Raw genomic sequence first — 18980 nt, 5'->3', positions numbered from 1 at the left:
ACTCCTAATTGCCCCTTTCTTATTCTTTATAGGCAATGCCCATATTTTGTAACATAAAAGACCATTTATCCGCTTGTTCCTGAATAATCATTGTTGTTGGCTTACCCGCTCCGTGTCCAGCCTTGGTTTCGATGCGAATCAACACGGGATTAGCGCCCTTATTATATTCTTGCAGACGCGCCGCGAATTTGAAACTGTGTGCAGGGACAACGCGATCATCATGGTCTGCAGTTGTTACCATTGTGGCCGGATATTCAATCCCCTCTTTCAACATGTGGTAAGGTGAATACTGATACAAATAATCAAACATCTCCTTATTATCATCCGCTGTTCCATAATCATAAGCCCAACCAGCACCTGCTGTAAATTTATGATAACGTAACATATCTAAGACACCAACTGCCGGGAAAGCGACCTTAAATAAGTCGGGCCGTTGCGTCATGGCTGCACCAACAAGCAAACCGCCGTTGGATCCGCCGGAGATGGCCAATCGTTCTCGCGATGTATAATTCTCTTTGACAAGATATTCTGCTGCCGCTATAAAATCATCAAACACATTTTGTTTCTGTTCTTTAGTTCCAGCCAAATGCCATTTTTCACCATATTCACCCCCGCCACGTAAGTTAGCAACCGCGTAAACGCCTCCTTGTTCCAAGAGCAAAACAGTAGAGACACTAAATGAAGGTGTTAAGCTAATATTGAAACCACCATAGCCATATAACATTGTTGGATTGTTGCCATCAAGCACGATTCCTTTTTTATAGGTTATAATCATCGGAACCTTCGTACCATCCTTCGAAGCATAAAATACCTGTTTGGATTCATAGTTCTCCGGGTTGAACAATACTTGGGGCTTTTTGTATATTACCGATTTACCGGAAGCGATATCATATTTAAATATCGTAGGTGGATAGACATAAGAAGTAAAAGAGTAATAAAGTTCCTTTTCATCCTGCTTTGCATCAAACCCATTGGCCGTACCCAGCCCCGGTAACTCTATTATACGTTCTTCCTGACCCTGTCTATTAAATTGTTTCACCAAGGACGTAGCGTCTTTTAAGTAAACGGCGAACAACTTACCGCCACCTTTCCCCATATTCAAAACATTTTCCGTTTCGGGAATTAGATCTTTCCAATTCGCCGGTTTCGGATCTTCACTGTTAACCGTTATCACTTTATAGTTCGGTGCATTTAGGTTGGTGAAAATAAACAGCGAATCTCCTTGATTATCAATCACATCATGCTCTTTCTCAAAATCAGCCACTACCTGAACAATTTTCGAATCCGATTTACTTAAATCTTGGATATATAACTCATTACCACTCGTGGTATTGGCTGCTGTAATTACTAGAAAACGTTCATCCTCTGTTAAATAGGCTCCGATGTATCGTCTTGGCGTACTTTCTCCACCGAAAATTAGCTTATCTGCGCTTTGCGGAGTACCCAGTTTATGGAAATACAATTTGTGGTATTGCGTCAAACCCGACAGGGCACTCCCCTCTTTTGGTTTGTCATAACTGCTATAATAGAAGCCTTCATTCCCCTTCCAAGATAAACCTGAAAACTTGATATCAGTCAATGTGTCTCCCACAACCGATTTATCTTCGGATTTCAAGACAATCACTTTGCGCCAGTCTGAACCTCCCTCTGAAATCTGATAAGCCACTAAACTCCCATCTTTACTAAAATTAATCCCTGCTAAAGAGGTGGTCCCATCAGCAGAAAATTTATTCGGGTCAAGAAATACCTCGCTTTTACCTCCTTCTTTTTCCCGATATATAACCGATTGATTCTGAAGCCCATCATTCTTATAATAGTAGGTATAATTACCTTCTTTGAAAGGAGCTGATATCTTCTCATAATTCCATAATTTTTCCAAACGCTGTTTAATCGCATCCCTGTATGGAATCTGAGAAAGATAATCGTTAGTTACTTCATTTTCGGCCAAGACCCACTCCTTAGTGTCTGCTGCCGTATCATTTTCTAACCAACGGTAAGGATCAGGGACTTTCGTACCAAAATGATCATCGACAAGATTTATCTTTTTTGTTTTTGGATAAGGTTTTAATTTCATATGCTTTGCGGGTTCGGTGGTTTTTTGATTGCTATTACAAGCCGTCAACGAAAGGGCGAGCAACAATCCTATGTAAGTTTTAAACATGGTGAAAAATAAATTTATTTGGTGAATATCGATTCAATATTACAAATAAAAAAAACTCTTTTTTAAAGCAAATCGATTCCATTCCTTATTTTTACAGGATTTCCGTCACTCGTGTTAAAGAAGTGACTGATGGATCAACCTTTTAATATGTTTACGTATGAATATAATCCCTTTTTCAACTAAAACGATTTATTTATGGTTTGTTTTAATGCTATCTACCTTCTTTTCTTTCGCACAATCGTACGAATTGAACAAAGGGTGGCGCTTCAGAAACCATAAGGAGGTGCCTTTACAAGGCGAGGCACTTTCCGATCCTTCTTATGCAATTCAGGGTTGGAAACCTGCGACGGTGCCAGGGACGGTATTGACCAGCATGCTCAATAATAATGAAATTCCAGATCCGTTTTTTGGCATGAATAACGACAAGATTTCCGATATTTATAATATTGGTCGTGATTATTATACCTATTGGTTTGTGAATGACTTTGAAGAAGTTGCTCCAACTGACGAAAAGCAGGTCTGGTTACGATTTCGGGGAATCAACTACAGCTGTGAAATTTTCCTTAATGGTAAAAAAGTGAATAATGAGCCTTTTAAGGGAATGTATATCCGTAAAGGTTTCAATATTACAAAGCTACTTGCCGCAAACGGAAAAAACAGGTTGGCTGTTATTGTATATCCACCTGATATTGTAGGCAATCCAAATGGCGGACAAGGAGGAGATGGTACGATCGCTAGAAATGTGGGGTTACAATACACCGCAGGATGGGATTGGATTAAACCCATCCGAGACAGAAATACAGGTATATGGGATAAAGTAACTATTGAAAAAACGGGTTTGGTCTCTATTAGCGATCCTCATATCATCACGGAGGTACCAGGAAAAAGAGAAGTCGATGGGATACAGCAACCTGCTATTATTAAAGTTTCGGCTACTTTGCTCAACTCCGCTAATAAACCACTACACGGGACGTTGCAATATCGTTTGGATGGCCAAGTTGTTAAACAAAAGGTTACACTCCGCCCTCAGGAAGAAAGGGAAATAAAGCTTTCAGATTTAACCCTCAAGAACCCAAAATTGTGGTGGCCGTCAAATTATGGGCAGCCTTATCTGTATCCCATGGAACTCAGTTTTGTAGCGGACGGTGCCAAAACTAGCAGTGATAAAAAGGAAATACAAGTAGGTGTACGTGAAATTCAGACTTACTGGAATCCACATACTCGCAGTCGGGAAGTTGCCGTTAATGGTCAAAAAATATTCATCAAAGGCGGTAATTGGATCATTTCAGATGCAATGCTGCGTTTTTCAAAAGAACGTTACGATGCCGAAATCCGCTTTCATCGGGATATGAATTTAAACCTCATCCGGATATGGGGTGGTGCGTTGGTGGAACGACCTGAATTTTACGAAGCTTGCGATCGCTACGGTCTACTTGTATTTCAGGATTTTTGGATGTCGGGAGACTGTAACGGACGATGGGAAGATCCGCTTAAGAAAGACGATCAATGGGCACGACGACAGTATCCGGATGATCACCAATTATTTCTTGAATCCGCTGCCGATATGATTAAAATGATCCGTAACCACCCCTCCTTAGCCTTTTATTGCGGAGGTAATGAAATCACACCGCCCGACGACATTCTAGTGCCACTTCGGGATTCCATCTTACCAAAATTAGATGGTACACGATGGTTTGTGGACTATTCTAATTCAGACGCGATGTCGCAAAACGATATTGGTGGAAATGGTGATGGCCCCTACGGGATACAAGATATCAAAACGTTTTGGGTTGATAAAACCTGGCCCTTTAATTCAGAGGTTGGCTCTGTTGGTATAGGTGATTTCGAATCATTAAAGCGATTTATACCAAAAGAAAATCAAGTTGCACCTGTATTTACAGGTCTCAATGCCGAAGGAAGAGCACAGGAAACGGTAGATTCCGTTTGGCAATACCACACCTATATTGGCTACGGAGAGCATATCCAAGCCTATGGCCGTCCAAAAAACCTGGAAGATTTCGCAAACAAAGCCCAATTAGTGAATTATAATCAGTATAGAGCGCTCATGGAGGGTTTTAGCTCACATATGTGGGATTGGTATACCGGTACAATTATTTGGAAGACACAGAACCCCTGGACTTCTCTACGAGGTCAAATGTATGACTACTATCTCGATCCGAATGCCTGTCTATATGGCTTGCGTAGCGGTAGTGAACCATTACATGCAATGTATAACCCGGCAGATGGTTTTGTATCCATTGTTAACAACCATTTCGAAAAACGAAATGATATCATGCTGGTCATCAACGCTTACGATATACAAGGAAAAGCCCATCCGATTACAAAGGTATTTGCGTTTATGGAACCCGCTTCTGTTAAAAAAGTTATGTCTATTAAAAAACAAGTGGATGAGCTGACAAAAGATAAAGGTTCCTTTCTACGTTTACAGTTAATGAACGCAAAACAACAAGTACTAAGCGATAATTTCTACTGGTTACCTGATGTAAATGGCAATTATAGCGGCTTGGTGGAGATGGCAAACGCTAAGCTCGATATACAGATTCAGCAATCTGTTCCAGGAGAATATACCGTTACGTTGAGCAATAAGGAAGAACAAGTTGCCTTCTTTAATCGAATTTCGTTGGTTGACGCCGATACAAAACAACGGATTTTACCCACCTTTTACAGCGATAACTATTTATCGATACTTCCCGGTGAACAAAAGACCATCAGAATGAGTGTTAATCCTGCACTTATCCGAGGTAAACGGATTGCAGTGACCAATGCCGGTTGGAATGTAAACCAAACAGAAGTGCTTATTCCCTAGGCCGGCTTTTTAAATAAGCTGGCTTTTGGTTACCTTCGCCTCGATGCTTGAAGACAAAAAAATATATTTCGCTTCCGATTTCCACTTGGGTGTACCAACCTATGAGAAGAGTCGTGAGCGGGAAGCTAGGTTGGTTCGCTGGCTCGAATCCATTAAACACGATGCCGCTGAGCTTTACCTCATGGGAGATATCTTTGATTTTTGGTTTGAATATGCAACTGCAGTACCAAAAGGATTTGTTCGCTTTTTAGGTAAACTAGCCGAACTATCAGATAAGGGAGTCAAGATTACCTTCTTTAAAGGGAATCATGACATGTGGATGTTCGGTTATCTTCAAAAAGAACTCGGAGCCGCAATTATATCTGATGAGTTAATAATTGAACGGCAAGGGAAACGTTTTTATTTACATCACGGAGATGGTTTAGGCCCCGGCGACGCCAAATATAAGTTTTTGAAGAAGTTCTTTAGAAGCAATTTTTGCCAGTGGCTCTTTGCCCGTATTCATCCCAATTTAGGAATCGGTATCGCTTTGCGATGGTCACAAAACAGCCGAATTGCCAATAATAAAAAAGAATGGCGCAAGGAGGCCGAGCAAGAGTGGTTAGTTGTCTATTCGAAAGAGGTATTGAAAAAAGAACATTTTGATTATTTGATTTTTGGTCATAGGCATCTACCATTAGATATCGATTTAGGCAGCAATAGTCGATACATCAACCTTGGGGAGTGGGTAAACTATAATACCTACGCTGTTTTTGATGGACATCATTTGGAGTTGAAAACATTTGAAAATTAGCAGGTTATTACATTTTATACCGTCTTCTTCATCTCCAATGTCACTACCGGCCTGTCTGCAGGTAGTGACGCTTGGTTAAGTTTTTATTCGCTTACACATTCCTTATAAATCTGCTTGCAAGGCAGGTGGTGTTTTTACTTTTTTTCTCGATCGCAAGTATAAAACCAATCCGGCAAAAATAATCGTTAATACAATCGGTATAGTGAGTGTAATTCTAATTACCTCAGGCCCTGCCAAACTTTTAGCCTGGTTGAGGACCTGATTCATTGACGTCCCCTCTGCCGCGCCCAAATAGGCGGCAAGATCAGCACCTGCAGGAAGGTAATTTAGTACCAATCCATCATAAAAATTCCCCATAAAAATACTATAAATCGATACAGCGAACATTCCTGCACCTCCCATCAGATTCAATCCCAGTGCTCCGGATTGAGGAATATGTTCCGCGACGAATCCGATCATGGTTGGCCAGAAATAACAAACCCCTATACCAAAAACTATAGCAGCAAAGAATATAGCGTTGCCCGTTAAGGTACTGAGAAGGTATAAGCCTATTGCTGAAACCATTGCCGATAAAAGCAATACACCTTGTGGCGACAAGCGATGCACAATAGGTCCGGCCAGACCTCTTCCTACTACCATTACACCGGTAGTGAGTGTTAATATGAGGATGGCATTATTTGTTAAATTTTTCAACAGCACGTCTATCCATTGCCCGGTAAACAACTCGGTAACTGCCGTTCCAAACATGCAGATCAGCATCACGATAAATAGAGGAGAAAGTACTGCTTTGTACATATCGGTTGTAGAATATCCCGAAGCGACACGTTCCGTAACAGGAAATTTTAAGGAGGAAAACAGATAACCATAGATTAAGGTGGGAATAATCATAATCGCCACCTGCCACTGCCAACCAATTTGTAGCGTATTCAACAATAAAACGATAAGGGTACCAATAACGATCCCGCCGGGGAACCACAAGTGAAAATGGTTCAATTTAACGGTTTTATTATCGGTATACAGCGAGGCAACCAATGGATTGCATGCCGCTTCAACGGTACCATTAGCAATACCTATCAGCAAAGTTGAAATAAAAAGTGTCCAATAACCTGCTGCAAATACCGTTAACACTATTCCCGATAAATGCAGTATAAAAGCCACTACCAGTAGCTTCTTCATTCCGATAACATCTACCACAAAACCGCCGATAATAATCGCTAAGGGAAAACCCCAGAATGCTGACGCCGTAATGACACCGAGTTCGGCTGTGCTTAAATGAAAATCAATAACGAGCTGATTCATGATACCGGCCCTAATACCAAAAGATAGCGAGGTTACAAGCAAAGCTAAACAGCTTGCCACGAAAAGTTTATTGCGTTCAATAGTTTGCATAATAAGGTTTTTAAGTTTATAATTACTCAAAAGTAGTTTTTTTGGCCAATTATCGCAATTGCATATGAAAAGCATTTTCTCTAAGTTTGTAAACTTTTTACCCAGGGGGTAAGCGGTGAAGCATTAATGTGCAAATTATACCACTATGTTAGAAAAATTAGAAGCGATAAAATTACGTTGGGAGGAGGTAGAACGCGAGTTGAGTAATCCAGATACCGTAAATGACATGAAGCGTTTTGCGAAGCTTAACAAAGAATATAAAGACCTGGGCAAAATCGTTGAAGAATACCATATTTACAAAAACATCATCAGTAATATAGAAACCAACAAGGATATATTAGTTAATGAGAAAGATCAGGAGTTGCGGGATATGGCTAAAGAAGATTTAGACGCTTTACTTGTTCAAAAAGAAGAAAAGGAGGAACAAGTAAGACTTATGATGATTCCCAAAGATCCAGAAGATGCAAAAAATGCCATTTTTGAAATCAGAGGAGGTACCGGAGGAGATGAAGCTGCCCTATTTGCAGGTGATTTATATCGTATGTATACCCGTTATTTTGATCAAAAAGGTTGGCGAGTAGAAGTGATGGATGTTACAGAAGGTACGGCAGGTGGTTATAAAGAGGTCATTTTGAAAGTAAGCGGAGAAGATGTTTATGGGCAGTTAAAATATGAATCAGGTGTGCATCGTGTACAACGTGTACCCGATACCGAAACCCAGGGCAGAGTCCATACTTCAGCCGCTTCCGTGGCGGTACTTCCAGAAGCAGAAGAGGTTGACGTGGAAATCAATCCTGCCGACATTGAAATGCAAACGTCCCGTTCAGGAGGAGCCGGGGGGCAGAACGTCAACAAGGTGGAAACCAAAGTACAATTGACCCATAAACCCAGCGGTATTGTAGTTGTATGTCAGGTGGAACGCTCCCAATTAGCGAATCGTGAATTGGCCATGGAGATGTTACGTACTAAATTATATGAATTAGAGGTACAGAAAAAGCATGGAGATATTGCAGCCAAACGAAAAACCATGGTCTCTACGGGCGACCGTTCAGCAAAAATACGCACCTATAATTACCCGCAAGGACGCGTTACAGAACATCGTATTGGACTAACCATGTATAATTTACCCGCCATTATGGATGGTGATATTCAAGAGATTATCGATGCGCTTCAATTTGCTGAAAACGCCGAAAAAATGAAAGAGGGTGGTATCGAATAATTTTTTTAATAAAAAGATTTTAATTTTAAAAAAACGCGCTATATTTGCAGTCCTCAAAAGAGGGGAATAGGTCCGGTAGTTCAGCTGGTTAGAATACATGCCTGTCACGCATGGGGTCGCGGGTTCGAGTCCCGTCCGGACCGCTGAAAGAAAGTTGTTGAGACATTTTCGAGTTCTTATAAAATAGTTAAAAATTAGGTCCGGTAGTTCAGCTGGTTAGAATACATGCCTGTCACGCATGGGGTCGCGGGTTCGAGTCCCGTCCGGACCGCTTTCAATCTCTGCTTATATTGCAGGGATTTTTTTTTCTCCTGTTTTTTCTTCTCATGCATGATGATAAAATCGATTGCCGGGAGAAACATTTTCTTAATAGTAAACTGAGGTTCATATAAATTTGCTTGTCAATGCGACAAGCTTTTTCTTTTCTACGAAATGTACGGGTTAGGATTGCTTCGTAATGAAGCGGGCAAGACTTTGAAGCTCGCAGGGCCTATCATTTTAGGCGAATTGGCACAAATGGCGTTAAGTTTAATTGACACAGCCATGGTTGGCTCTGTTAGCTACAAACAGCTGGCAGCTGCTGCCCTGGTCATGAGTGTCGTGAATATCCCCTTTGTATTAGGGATAGGTATGACCATGTCAGTATCTCAAATGGTCGCGATGGCCCATGGACGAAACGATGCGCAAAAAGTTTCACATTACTTATATAACGGATTTATACTCTGCTCTTTCACAGCGATTATCATTTCACTTGGATTAGAGTGCAGCAAGGATATTCTGTTTAACTTAAAGCAAGATCCTGAAGTAGCCGAAATGGCCGTACCTTTCTTAAGAATCATTGGTATATCTATTATACCTATGATGCTATTCATGGCGCTTAAACAATTTACCGACGGTTTGGAATACACACGCACCGCCATGACACTATCACTTATTGCCCTGCCCCTTAACGCATTCCTTAACTGGTTACTTATTTTCGGAAATTGGGGATTCCCCAGACTGGAACTGGTAGGAGCTGCTTGGGGGACCCTAATTACCAGAACACTTATATTTTTGGCTCTTATTTTCACTATCCTGAAACATAAAACTTTCAAACGATATATGGTCGCTGGCCGCAAACACTGGAAATTCAGTTGGCATACAATAAAAGAGCTTTTGCGTATTGGGATACCAAGCAGCCTACAAGCTGGTATGGAAGTGGGCGTCTTTGCTGTTTCAGCCATATTAGTTGGTACCATCGGCGCCGTAGAACAAGCAGCACATCAAATTGCGATGAACTGTGCAGCGTTTACCTTTATGGTGTCTATGGGTTTAGCGCAAGGGGGATCGATTCGAATAAGTAACGCCTATGGCCGAAATGATTGGAATCACATCATGAACATTGGCAAAAGTAGTATGCTAACCGCACTTTGCTATGGCGTGCTCTGTTTTATCATCTTTATCTCTTTCAATGATTTTCTACCGAAGCTTTTTAACAAGAATGTCGAAGTGGTAAAACTAGCTTCCTATTTATTAATATTCGCTGCTATTTTTCAGATATCCGATGCCACGCAAGCCATTGCTGTTGGCCTATTAAGAGGAGCGAAAGATGTAAAAATCCCAACGCTACTTGTTGGAATCGCCTATTGGGCCGTAGGCTTGCCTATTGGCTATTTTTTAGCATTCCATTTAGACATGGAGGCTCCCGGTATTTGGACAGGATTAATTATCGGACTGAGTTTAGTTTCCGTCTTCTTGTCAATACGCTTTTTAAGATTGAAAAAACATATTCCAGCCGCCATAAACAGGTGGTGATTCGAAACCTAAACATGAAAACCCACTCTGTATCAATATATTTTTTAAGAATCCTTTTTAAATACCGAATTTTCTATCTACCTTTGCAGTCCTTTAAAATGAGGAAAAAAGTATATTGTTTAATTAATTCAAAATCAAGCAAGTGAATACGTTAAGTTACAAAACTGTCTCAGCCAACAAAAACACCGTTAACAAAGAATGGATCGTTGTTGACGCTGAAGGTGAGATTTTGGGGCGCTTGTCATCTCAGATTGCTAAAGTAATCAGGGGTAAGCACAAGCCTACGTACACCCCACACGTAGACTGCGGAGATAACGTGATTGTTATTAATGCAGACAAGATTAAGTTGACAGGAAACAAATTAGGCCAAAAGCAATATGTTTCTTACACTGGTTACCCAGGTGGTCAGCGTTTCATTTCTCCCAAAGAATTATTGGCAAAGCATCCTACCCGTGTCATCGAAAAAGCGGTACGTGGTATGCTACCTAAAACTCGTTTAGGTCGTGCTTTGTACAGAAATTTATTTGTGTATGCAGGTCCTGAGCACCCGCATGCTGCACAAAATCCTAAAACAGTTAAATTCTAAAGAGAGAAGAAATGTCAACAACAAACACTTCAGGAAGAAGAAAAACCGCTGTTGCCCGTATTTATTTATCTGCTGGTAGCGGCAACATTACCGTTAATGGTAAAGATTACAAAGAGTATTTCCCTACATTGCCATTGCAATATATTGTTACTCAAAGCACAGAAGTTGCCGGCGAGCTCGGTAATTATGATGTAAAAGTTAACGTAGCTGGAGGAGGCGTAAAAGGACAAGCAGAAGCTGTGCGTTTAGCAATTGCTAAAGCATTGGTAGAGCTTAATCCCGAGGTGAAATCTGCACTACGTGCTAAAGGATTAATGACCCGCGATGACCGTATGGTTGAGCGTAAAAAACCGGGACGTCGTAAAGCACGCAGGAGATTTCAATTTAGTAAACGTTAATTTAAGGAGGATCAAACAATGGCAAGAACAACATATCAGGAATTACTGGATGCAGGTGTACACTTTGGTCACCTTACCCGTAAATGGGATCCGAAAATGGCTAAGTACATTTTCATGGAGCGTAACGGCATCCACATCATCGATTTGAACAAAACTTTAGCAAAGCTTGAAGAAGCGGCTTCAGCCATTAAACAAATCGTAAAATCAGGTCGTAAGGTTTTATTTGTAGCGACAAAGAAACAAGCGAAAGATATCGTCGCTGAACAAGCGAAAGCAGTAAACATGCCTTATGTTACTGAACGCTGGTTAGGCGGTATGCTTACCAACTTCGCTACGGTTCGTAAGTCTATCAAAAAGATGTCTAACATCGACAAGATGACGAAGGATGGTACCTACGATGTTTTATCGAAGAAAGAGAAACTGATGATTCAGCGGGAGCGCATTAAATTGGAAAACCTATTGGGTGGTATTGCTGATTTGAACCGCTTACCAGCGGCTCTTTTCATTATTGATGTAAAGAAAGAGCACATTGCTGTTAGCGAAGCGTTAAAATTGAACATCCCTACTTTTGCAATGGTGGATACAAACTCCGACCCTACAAACATTGATTTCCCGATTCCGGCGAATGATGATGCTACAAAATCCATTACTTTAATTACCAATGTAATTAAACAAGCGATTATTGAAGGATTGGAAGAACGTAAACGTGATAAAGAAGAGGAAGCAGAGAAAGAAGCAGCTGCCGCAAAAGCGAAAGTTGATAACGGTGAAGAACCAGTAGCAGAGGCTGCTCCTAAACGGGAACGTAAAGCAGAAGCAACGGAAGCAAAAGACGGAGAATAATTAAATCCAAGTATGGGTTAGGGGTCACCTCCGGTAAGCTTGCTGAAGCCCGCTTACTGTTTGGAACTCGTAACCCATAACTTATTTATAAAGCATATTAAAAAAGGAAAATAAAATGTCTACAGTACAAATTTCTGCATCAGACGTAAATAAATTACGCCAACAAACTGGTGCTGGTATGATGGATTGCAAAAAAGCTTTAGTAGAAGCAAACGGCGATTTTGAAGCTGCAGTTGACTACTTACGTAAAAAGGGAGCTAAAGTGGCTGCTAGTCGCCAAGATCGTGACTCTAACGAAGGTGTTGTTATCGCAAAAACAACCGTTGATGGCAAACGTGGCGTTGTTGTTGAAGTAAATTGCGAAACGGATTTCGTTGCAAAGAACGCTGATTTCATTGCTTTTGCGGAAAGCATTGCTGATGCTGCTATCAAGACTTCTCCTGCTACTTTGGCGGATTTAAAAGAATTGAGCATTGACGGTTCAAAAATTGCGGATTTATTGATTGACCAAACGGGTAAAATCGGTGAAAAAATCGAAGTTTCTAAATACGAAGTGATAACCGCAGATAAAGTAATCCCTTATATCCACGGTAATTATCGCTTAGGGGTATTAGTCGGTTTAAGTGCCGATGTAGCTGGAGCGGAAGATGCCGGTAAAGACGTAGCAATGCAAATTGCGGCAATGAATCCCGTTGCGATCGATAAAGACGGTGTAGACTCACGCACGATTGAACGTGAATTAGAAATTGCAAAGGAACAAATCCGTGCTGAAGGAAAGCCTGAAAATATGGTAGAAAAAATTGCGCAAGGTAAATTGAATAAATTCTATAAGGATTCAACCTTATTGAACCAAGAATTTGTGAAAGATAATTCAAAAAATGTTGCTCAATTCCTTGATGGCGTAGCGAAAGGATTAACTGTAACTGCATTTAAGCGTGTTCAATTAGGTGCTTAATTATTTTGGTTGTTGGCTGCCGGTTATTAGTTGTTAGTAACTGCTCGACAATAATAATCTCCAAAAAGCCTTTCTTTAATTTAGGAAGGCTTTTTCTATTTCAATGTACCTAGTCACTTATTTAAGAAGTTAGTTACGAATAACTAATAACAAATAACGATTACTACCCCGCCCAAGCCTCTCTATCCAGACTCCTATAATGAATAGCTTCGGCGAGATGTTGCACTTCAATTTCACAGTTTTCATCCAGATCGGCAATAGTTCTCGCGACTTTTAAAATACGATCGTAAGCACGCGCTGAAAGGCCTAATTTTTCCATCGCGTTTTTTAAAAGGGTTTGTCCTTCGCTATTCACTTTGCATAATTCGCGGACTTTCTTTGTATTCATTTGCGCGTTATTATGCACCTTTTCATCTTTTCTAAATCGACGTTCCTGTATTTCCCTTGCCTTAATTACACGCTCTCTTATTGTCCTGCTCGATTCCGCATGTTGTTTTGTAGTTAATTCCTGAAAGTTCACCGGCGTAACTTCTACGTGTAAATCAATGCGATCGAGCAGTGGTCCGGATACCTTACTTAAATAGCGTTGAACGTGTATGGGTGAGCATACGCAATCCTTATCCGGGTGATTGAAATATCCACAGGGGCAAGGATTCATAGAAGCAATTAACATAAAACTAGCGGGGTAATCCACCGTAAATTTGGCGCGCGAAATAGTGATCTGACGTTCCTCGAGGGGCTGCCTTAGAACCTCCAGAACAGCGCGTTTAAATTCGGGCAGCTCATCTAGAAACAAAACACCGTTATGCGCCAACGAAATCTCTCCAGGTTGAGGATTTCCACCGCCACCTACTAGCGCTACATCGCTGACCGTGTGATGTGGGGCACGAAAAGGCCTGGCAGTCATAAGTGAGCTGGAGGCCGCAATCTTTCCTGCAACAGAGTGTATTTTTGTCGTTTCCAATGATTCCAGCAAACTTAAAGGAGGTAAAATGGACGGTAGCCTTTTTGCTAACATCGTTTTACCTGCCCCGGGAGGACCGATCAGGATCACATTATGCCCGCCGGCGGCAGCAATTTCCAAAGCCCGTTTAATATTTTCCTGCCCCTGCACATCGGCAAAGTCGGTATCGTAATTATTGGCATTCTTCAAAAATTCAGCCTTTGTATCAACGAATACACGATCGATCGTTTTCTCTTCGTTAATAAACGCAATGACCTCCCTGATATTTTCGAATCCATATACTTCCAAGTCGCTAACAACAGCCGCCTCTCGCGCATTGATGACAGGTAAAATGATGCCTTTGAATCCTTCCTTCTGTGCCTGTATAGCAATTGACAAAGTACCCTTTACAGCTTGTAAGCCACCGTCTAAGGATAACTCTCCCAATAAAAGATATTTATCTAGTTTATCATCCTTAATCTGACCAGAAGCCGCTAAGATTCCAACTGCCATCGCTAAATCATAGGCCGACCCCTCCTTTTTAATATCGGCAGGAGCCATGTTAATAACAATTTTTTGCCTAGGCATCCGAAAGCCAGCACTATGCAGTGCGCTCTCTATACGAAATGTACTTTCCTTAATCGCGCTATCGGGCAGTCCGACAATAAAATACTGCGTTCCCGATGAGATATTTACCTCAATGGTAATTGTGGTCGCTTTAATCCCATAAACTGCGCTGCTAAATGTTTTTATCAACATAATTTTAGGTCTAGTATAGAAGGAGACTCTAAGATAATAAAAAAAGCGATATCTCGCTCAAGATATCGCTCAAATTATGTCATTTTACTTTTTTATATCTATTTACCGAAAGGGGTACGAGGCATTCCTCTCATCATTTTTGCAGCTAAAGAAGGATTCGAAAACTGTTTCATCATTTTCCGCATATCACTAAACTGTTTCATTAATTTATTAACATCATTGATATCGGTACCCGATCCTTTAGCGATACGCATACGTCTTTTTTGATCGATCGCATCTGGGTTCTCCCTTTCGTATGGCGTCATAGACCCAATGATCGCTTCAATCGGCTTAAATGCATCATCGTCAATATCGACATCCTTAATTGCTTTACCAACACCCGGGATCATTCCCATCAGATCTTTCATATTTCCCATCTTCTTAATCTGTTGAATCTGGCTAATGAAATCGTTGAAATCAAACTTATTTTTACGGATTTTCTTCTGTAAAGCCGCAGCTTCTTTTTCATCAAACTGTTGCTGTGCACGTTCAACGAGCGATACCACATCCCCCATACCGAGAATACGAGAGGCCATACGGTCTGGATGAAACACATCCAAAGCGTCCATCTTTTCGCCTGTACCGATAAACTTAATCGGCTTGTTTACAACAGATTTAATGGAAAGTGCAGCTCCACCCCTTGTGTCACCATCAAGTTTAGTCAGCACGACACCCGTGAAGTCTAAACGATCATTAAACGCTTTTGCTGTATTTACGGCATCCTGACCGGTCATGGAATCCACAACAAATAAAATCTCATGCGGACTGGTTGCTTCTTTAACCGCCGAAATCTCGTTCATAAGTGCCTCATCAATAGCTAAACGACCTGCGGTATCGACAATAACTACATTCTGTCCATTCCGTTTCGCTTCTGCCACTCCTTCCTCCGCAATTGCTATCGGATCATTCGATTCCCGATTGGTATAGACAGGCACGTCTACCTGTTGCGCTAGCACTTCCAGTTGGTCAATAGCCGCGGGACGATATACATCTCCCGCTACAAGCAATGGTTTTTTACCGCGCTTCTCTTTCAGATATTTCGCCAGCTTTCCGGTAAAAGTGGTTTTACCGGCTCCATTTAATCCCGCGATCAATATAACCGTCGGATTTTTGCCAAGCTCCAAATCGGTTGCAGTTCCTCCCATGAGCGTCGTAAGCTCATCATTCATGATCTTGGTTAACAATTGACCGGGAGAAATGCTTGTAAGTACATTTTCACCCAAAGCCTTTTGTTTCACGTCATCGGTAAATGCTTTGGCCGTTTTATAGTTAACGTCAGCGTCCAGCAAAGCTTTTCGTATTTCCTTTACGGTCTCTGCTACGTTAATTTCCGTAATGTTTCCCTGTCCCTTTAGAACCTTAAAGGCTCTATCTAACTTATCCTGTAAACTATCAAACATAGATTAAGTAAAAATTCAAAAGTAAAAAATAACACCCCGTCTTAAATTAAGCGATTTACCTTATGTAAAACGGATAAAAATATTTCTAAGAGCCTGTTACTTACTAAGCATAGTAACGGGGCACAAAGATACGGAATTATTTTGCCTTCTCGATAACTTGATTATTAAGGCGGATATACTCATCACTTTTTGCTTTTTCCGCGGCCTGTTTACCGAATTCTGCGGTAGCTTTGGCTCCCGCTTTATCTCCCTTTTTCAGCTGTATCTGCGCCTTCCAGTAGTAGGGATAAGGTAGGGCTGGATTCGCTTTCACAGCTTCATCCGCCCATATAAGGGCCTTATCTAAATCTTTATCATTATTTAAATAGTATTGTGCTGCTGCTAAATAGGGTTTCTTCTCACCTTTCATCGCCTTATCAATTGACGCCATAATTTCAGCATCCTGATTTACACTAATTGGGAAACTAACGGCGGTATTTTCCCAAGCGATGTGCAATGTTGCCTCCGTAGCCGTAACTTCAGGGAAGCTAATGGTAAACGTTTCAACTTTATTTTTCGTTTGCATGGGCTTCACATGGAAGCGTAGTACATCATCCGTCTCTTTATACTCGTAAGCACCCCACTGTTTACTGTCTTTATTTAAAATAATTGTCCACTCGTTTTTGTTCGGGATTGTAAATAACCCGTATGTACCGGCAGGTATTGTTTTTCCGTCAATAATTACCGCTCCACTAAAGGTAAGAGTAGTAGCGCCATTTGCGCCTGTACGCCATACCGAACCGTAAGGTTCTAGGCTGCCGAAAATTTTTCGCCCTTTTACATTGGGCCGGGCATAGCTTAATGTAATTTGGCTAATACCTAAGTCTTGTGTGATGACCTGCTTACTACTGGCCGCAGGCATCTTTAGTTCTTGGGAAAAAGCATGATCAACGGTAGATACAGACAAAGCCAGCAGGAAAACAGCAGCATTCAAAAAATTTCTTTTCATAAAATGTGTGGAACAATGTTTATTAATATCCTATTTTTTTCCGAAGATAAATAATTCCATCTACTTCCATCATGAAAATTGATTGTAAACCCATCAATCAAACCTTCATATTGGTAAACAAAGGCTTGATTGCTCTATTCATTAAAAGCTATTTAGAACCGCTTTAGCTTCATTCACAAAAGTAGACGCAGGTGTTTCAGACAAACTACCGGTTTCAAATGCTTGGATTTTTGCTTCCAATGCTTGCAGTTCTTGTGTCCGTCCCTCTTTTTTCAATTGTGCGCGTATAATCTTCGCTTTTTCGTAATCTTGTATTCCTTCCACAAGCCTTTCAAATCGAATGGAACTTCTGACACCTGGATAAACCAACCAAGCGTCACCAGCCGACCACGTACCATAGCGCGTATCTTGTAACGGACGGGGGCCCCAGCAGTTATATGCCCAGCGTAGGTAGCCATCAAAATCCTTATTGAGTGCATACCATGCTAACCAAGCAGACTCTGCATAAGAAGACGAGGTAAATGTATTAGGAAAAGGTTCTGTACAACATGTATAGAACGTGGTTGTAAAGCCGCTTTCCCGGCGTTTATTAATCACATCAGGACTTAATTCATGTTTTAAGGCAACACAGTAATCCACCAATTGATCGTATAACTCCGGATGATCTGCACCTGCAAGCGATACCTTAAAATTTGGATCGGCTTCTTTAATGATCGCGAGGGCTTCCAGCATATCTTTCATCGCACGCTCATCCATTGCAATCGTTGTCTTATCGAACCACCCTTTCATTTTAAGGTGCTTGGCAAAATCGATGAGCATGTACTTCCAGTGGTTTTTGTAGGCTATTTCTCCTGGTTTAGCTTCCAGTACTTTCTCCTTCCCGCTTGCTTCATCAAAGTAATAAAATTTTAAGTTCCAAGGAATCATGCTATAGCAATTGATAAACTTCTTGATTCCAAAACTCATCATAAACTCCACCCATTTATCAAAAATACGATAATCATATTCCCATTGCCCGTTTTGTTTTTTTGTCCATTTGATCATACTCTGGTATATATCATATGTTTGCCCATTCCAGGGATCATAGATAATGCTCGCCGTGATTGATTTTTGGCCTGCTTGCGCTAGCATTTCCATATAAGGTTTCATAGCCTCGAAATGCGCTTCACTCCATGGTTTTACGCCGTACACCCGGGCAACTGAATAGGGATTTTGCCATAAGTCTAGGTGATACGACCAGTCCTTAGCCGATGGCAGGTCGTGATTTAATACTTCTACTGCAAAGGGCAGCGTTTTGGTGGCCTTTGCCGACTTAACAATCAGCTGGCCACGATAAGTACCCGGTTTGGCCTCTTGCGGAATCTGTATGCTAAGCCATATAGGTCGCGTTGTATTTTTCTCAAGCGAAAGAACTGTACTTGTGTCGATTAGGTCGGCGACAAGCGAAGTATCTAAGCCCTTGGGTATGCCGCAGCCTGATTTGAGCTCGCCCAAATGATCCGTGAGCACATAACGAACATATCCGACTTTCACCTTATTTGGGTCGATTCTATTTCCTTGTCCGTCTTTTAAATCAGTAAGTGTTAACGCAACTTGTTCGATAGGTGATTTCGACCATATCAAAGCTTGTGTGTGCACTTTCTCACCACGCCAAGCTTTTTCTGTCCACTCACTTCTCAATTGACCTTTTTCAGGAGGAGCCGTATGCTTAAACCCTTCGTCTATCGAAACAAAGCTGGCATTTAACCCTTCTCCAACCGTTAGCCAAGCACTAGCCGGTGCAGGATATGGATCCTTAAGTTCTTGAATAGCACTTCGATTAATTTCTTGCGCTTTAGCGTAGAAAACGCTGAGTATGGCAAAAAAGATTGCAATTTTTTTCATAA

General features: G+C 41.2%; 14 protein-coding genes and 2 tRNA genes. 10 read left to right on the top strand and 6 right to left on the bottom strand.

Annotated elements, in window-relative coordinates; all coding sequences use genetic code 11:
* Positions 1–19: 19 nt before the first annotated feature.
* The gene (locus tag RYH73_RS04410) at positions 20–2161 is read right to left on the bottom strand and encodes a prolyl oligopeptidase family serine peptidase (RefSeq protein ID WP_335312104.1); all 2142 of its coding nucleotides are present in this window, start codon (positions 2159–2161) and stop codon (positions 20–22) included.
* Positions 2162–2318: 157 nt separating this feature from the next.
* Here RYH73_RS04410 and RYH73_RS04405 point away from each other — a divergent pair, with 157 nt between their 5' ends.
* Together RYH73_RS04405 and RYH73_RS04400 are read left to right on the top strand one after the other, a co-directional pair.
* On the top strand, positions 2319–4988 hold the full coding sequence (locus RYH73_RS04405) for a glycoside hydrolase family 2 protein (protein ID WP_335312102.1): 2670 nt from the start codon (positions 2319–2321) through the stop codon (positions 4986–4988).
* A gap of 43 nt (positions 4989–5031) precedes the next feature.
* Positions 5032–5781 (top strand): UDP-2,3-diacylglucosamine diphosphatase, encoded by a 750-nt coding sequence (locus RYH73_RS04400; RefSeq protein ID WP_335312100.1) that lies wholly within the window; start codon positions 5032–5034, stop codon positions 5779–5781.
* A gap of 102 nt (positions 5782–5883) precedes the next feature.
* Here the strand turns inward: RYH73_RS04400 and RYH73_RS04395 are convergent, their stop codons facing one another.
* Positions 5884–7170, bottom strand: a complete 1287-nt coding sequence (locus RYH73_RS04395; protein ID WP_335312099.1) for an MFS transporter — start codon at positions 7168–7170, stop codon at positions 5884–5886.
* Between the two features lie 145 nt (positions 7171–7315).
* Between RYH73_RS04395 and prfA the strand changes: the two genes are divergently transcribed.
* From prfA to tsf, 8 genes are all read left to right on the top strand, one after another.
* Positions 7316–8389 carry a peptide chain release factor 1 gene (gene prfA, locus RYH73_RS04390; protein ID WP_335312097.1) on the top strand — a complete coding sequence of 358 codons (1074 nt, stop codon included), beginning with the start codon at positions 7316–7318 and terminating at the stop codon, positions 8387–8389.
* 69 nt (positions 8390–8458) lie between these two features.
* A tRNA-Asp gene (locus tag RYH73_RS04385) sits at positions 8459–8532 on the top strand.
* Positions 8533–8586: 54 nt separating this feature from the next.
* Positions 8587–8660 (top strand) — tRNA-Asp (locus tag RYH73_RS04380).
* Between the two features lie 161 nt (positions 8661–8821).
* On the top strand, positions 8822–10183 hold the full coding sequence (locus RYH73_RS04375) for an MATE family efflux transporter (protein WP_335312095.1): 1362 nt from the start codon (positions 8822–8824) through the stop codon (positions 10181–10183).
* A gap of 142 nt (positions 10184–10325) precedes the next feature.
* A complete protein-coding gene (rplM, locus tag RYH73_RS04370; protein ID WP_335312094.1) occupies positions 10326–10769 on the top strand; it encodes a 50S ribosomal protein L13 in 444 nt (147 codons plus the stop codon).
* Positions 10770–10780: 11 nt separating this feature from the next.
* Positions 10781–11167 (top strand): 30S ribosomal protein S9, encoded by a 387-nt coding sequence (gene rpsI, locus RYH73_RS04365; protein WP_335312093.1) that lies wholly within the window; start codon positions 10781–10783, stop codon positions 11165–11167.
* Positions 11168–11185: 18 nt separating this feature from the next.
* Positions 11186–12010, top strand: coding sequence for a 30S ribosomal protein S2 (gene rpsB / locus RYH73_RS04360; protein WP_335312092.1), 825 nt, complete (start codon positions 11186–11188; stop codon positions 12008–12010).
* A gap of 115 nt (positions 12011–12125) precedes the next feature.
* Positions 12126–12965: a translation elongation factor Ts gene (gene tsf, locus RYH73_RS04355; protein ID WP_335312091.1), complete on the top strand. Its 840-nt coding sequence runs from the start codon at positions 12126–12128 to the stop codon at positions 12963–12965.
* Between the two features lie 163 nt (positions 12966–13128).
* Here the strand turns inward: tsf and RYH73_RS04350 are convergent, their stop codons facing one another.
* The 4 genes from RYH73_RS04350 to RYH73_RS04335 all read right to left on the bottom strand — a co-directional run bounded on the left by RYH73_RS04350 (position 13129) and on the right by RYH73_RS04335 (position 18978).
* Positions 13129–14667 carry a YifB family Mg chelatase-like AAA ATPase gene (locus RYH73_RS04350; RefSeq protein WP_335312090.1) on the bottom strand — a complete coding sequence of 513 codons (1539 nt, stop codon included), beginning with the start codon at positions 14665–14667 and terminating at the stop codon, positions 13129–13131.
* 98 nt (positions 14668–14765) lie between these two features.
* A complete protein-coding gene (gene ffh / locus RYH73_RS04345) occupies positions 14766–16106 on the bottom strand; it encodes a signal recognition particle protein (RefSeq protein WP_335312088.1) in 1341 nt (446 codons plus the stop codon).
* Between the two features lie 136 nt (positions 16107–16242).
* Positions 16243–17094 (bottom strand): DUF2911 domain-containing protein, encoded by an 852-nt coding sequence (locus RYH73_RS04340; RefSeq protein ID WP_335312086.1) that lies wholly within the window; start codon positions 17092–17094, stop codon positions 16243–16245.
* 141 nt (positions 17095–17235) lie between these two features.
* On the bottom strand, positions 17236–18978 hold the full coding sequence (locus RYH73_RS04335; protein WP_335312084.1) for a DUF4091 domain-containing protein: 1743 nt from the start codon (positions 18976–18978) through the stop codon (positions 17236–17238).
* Positions 18979–18980: the final 2 nt, after the last annotated feature.

This window comes from Olivibacter sp. CPCC 100613, assembly GCF_036959255.1.
Lineage (GTDB): Bacteria > Bacteroidota > Bacteroidia > Sphingobacteriales > Sphingobacteriaceae > Olivibacter.
This window is presented reverse-complemented; position numbering and strand designations above follow the sequence as displayed.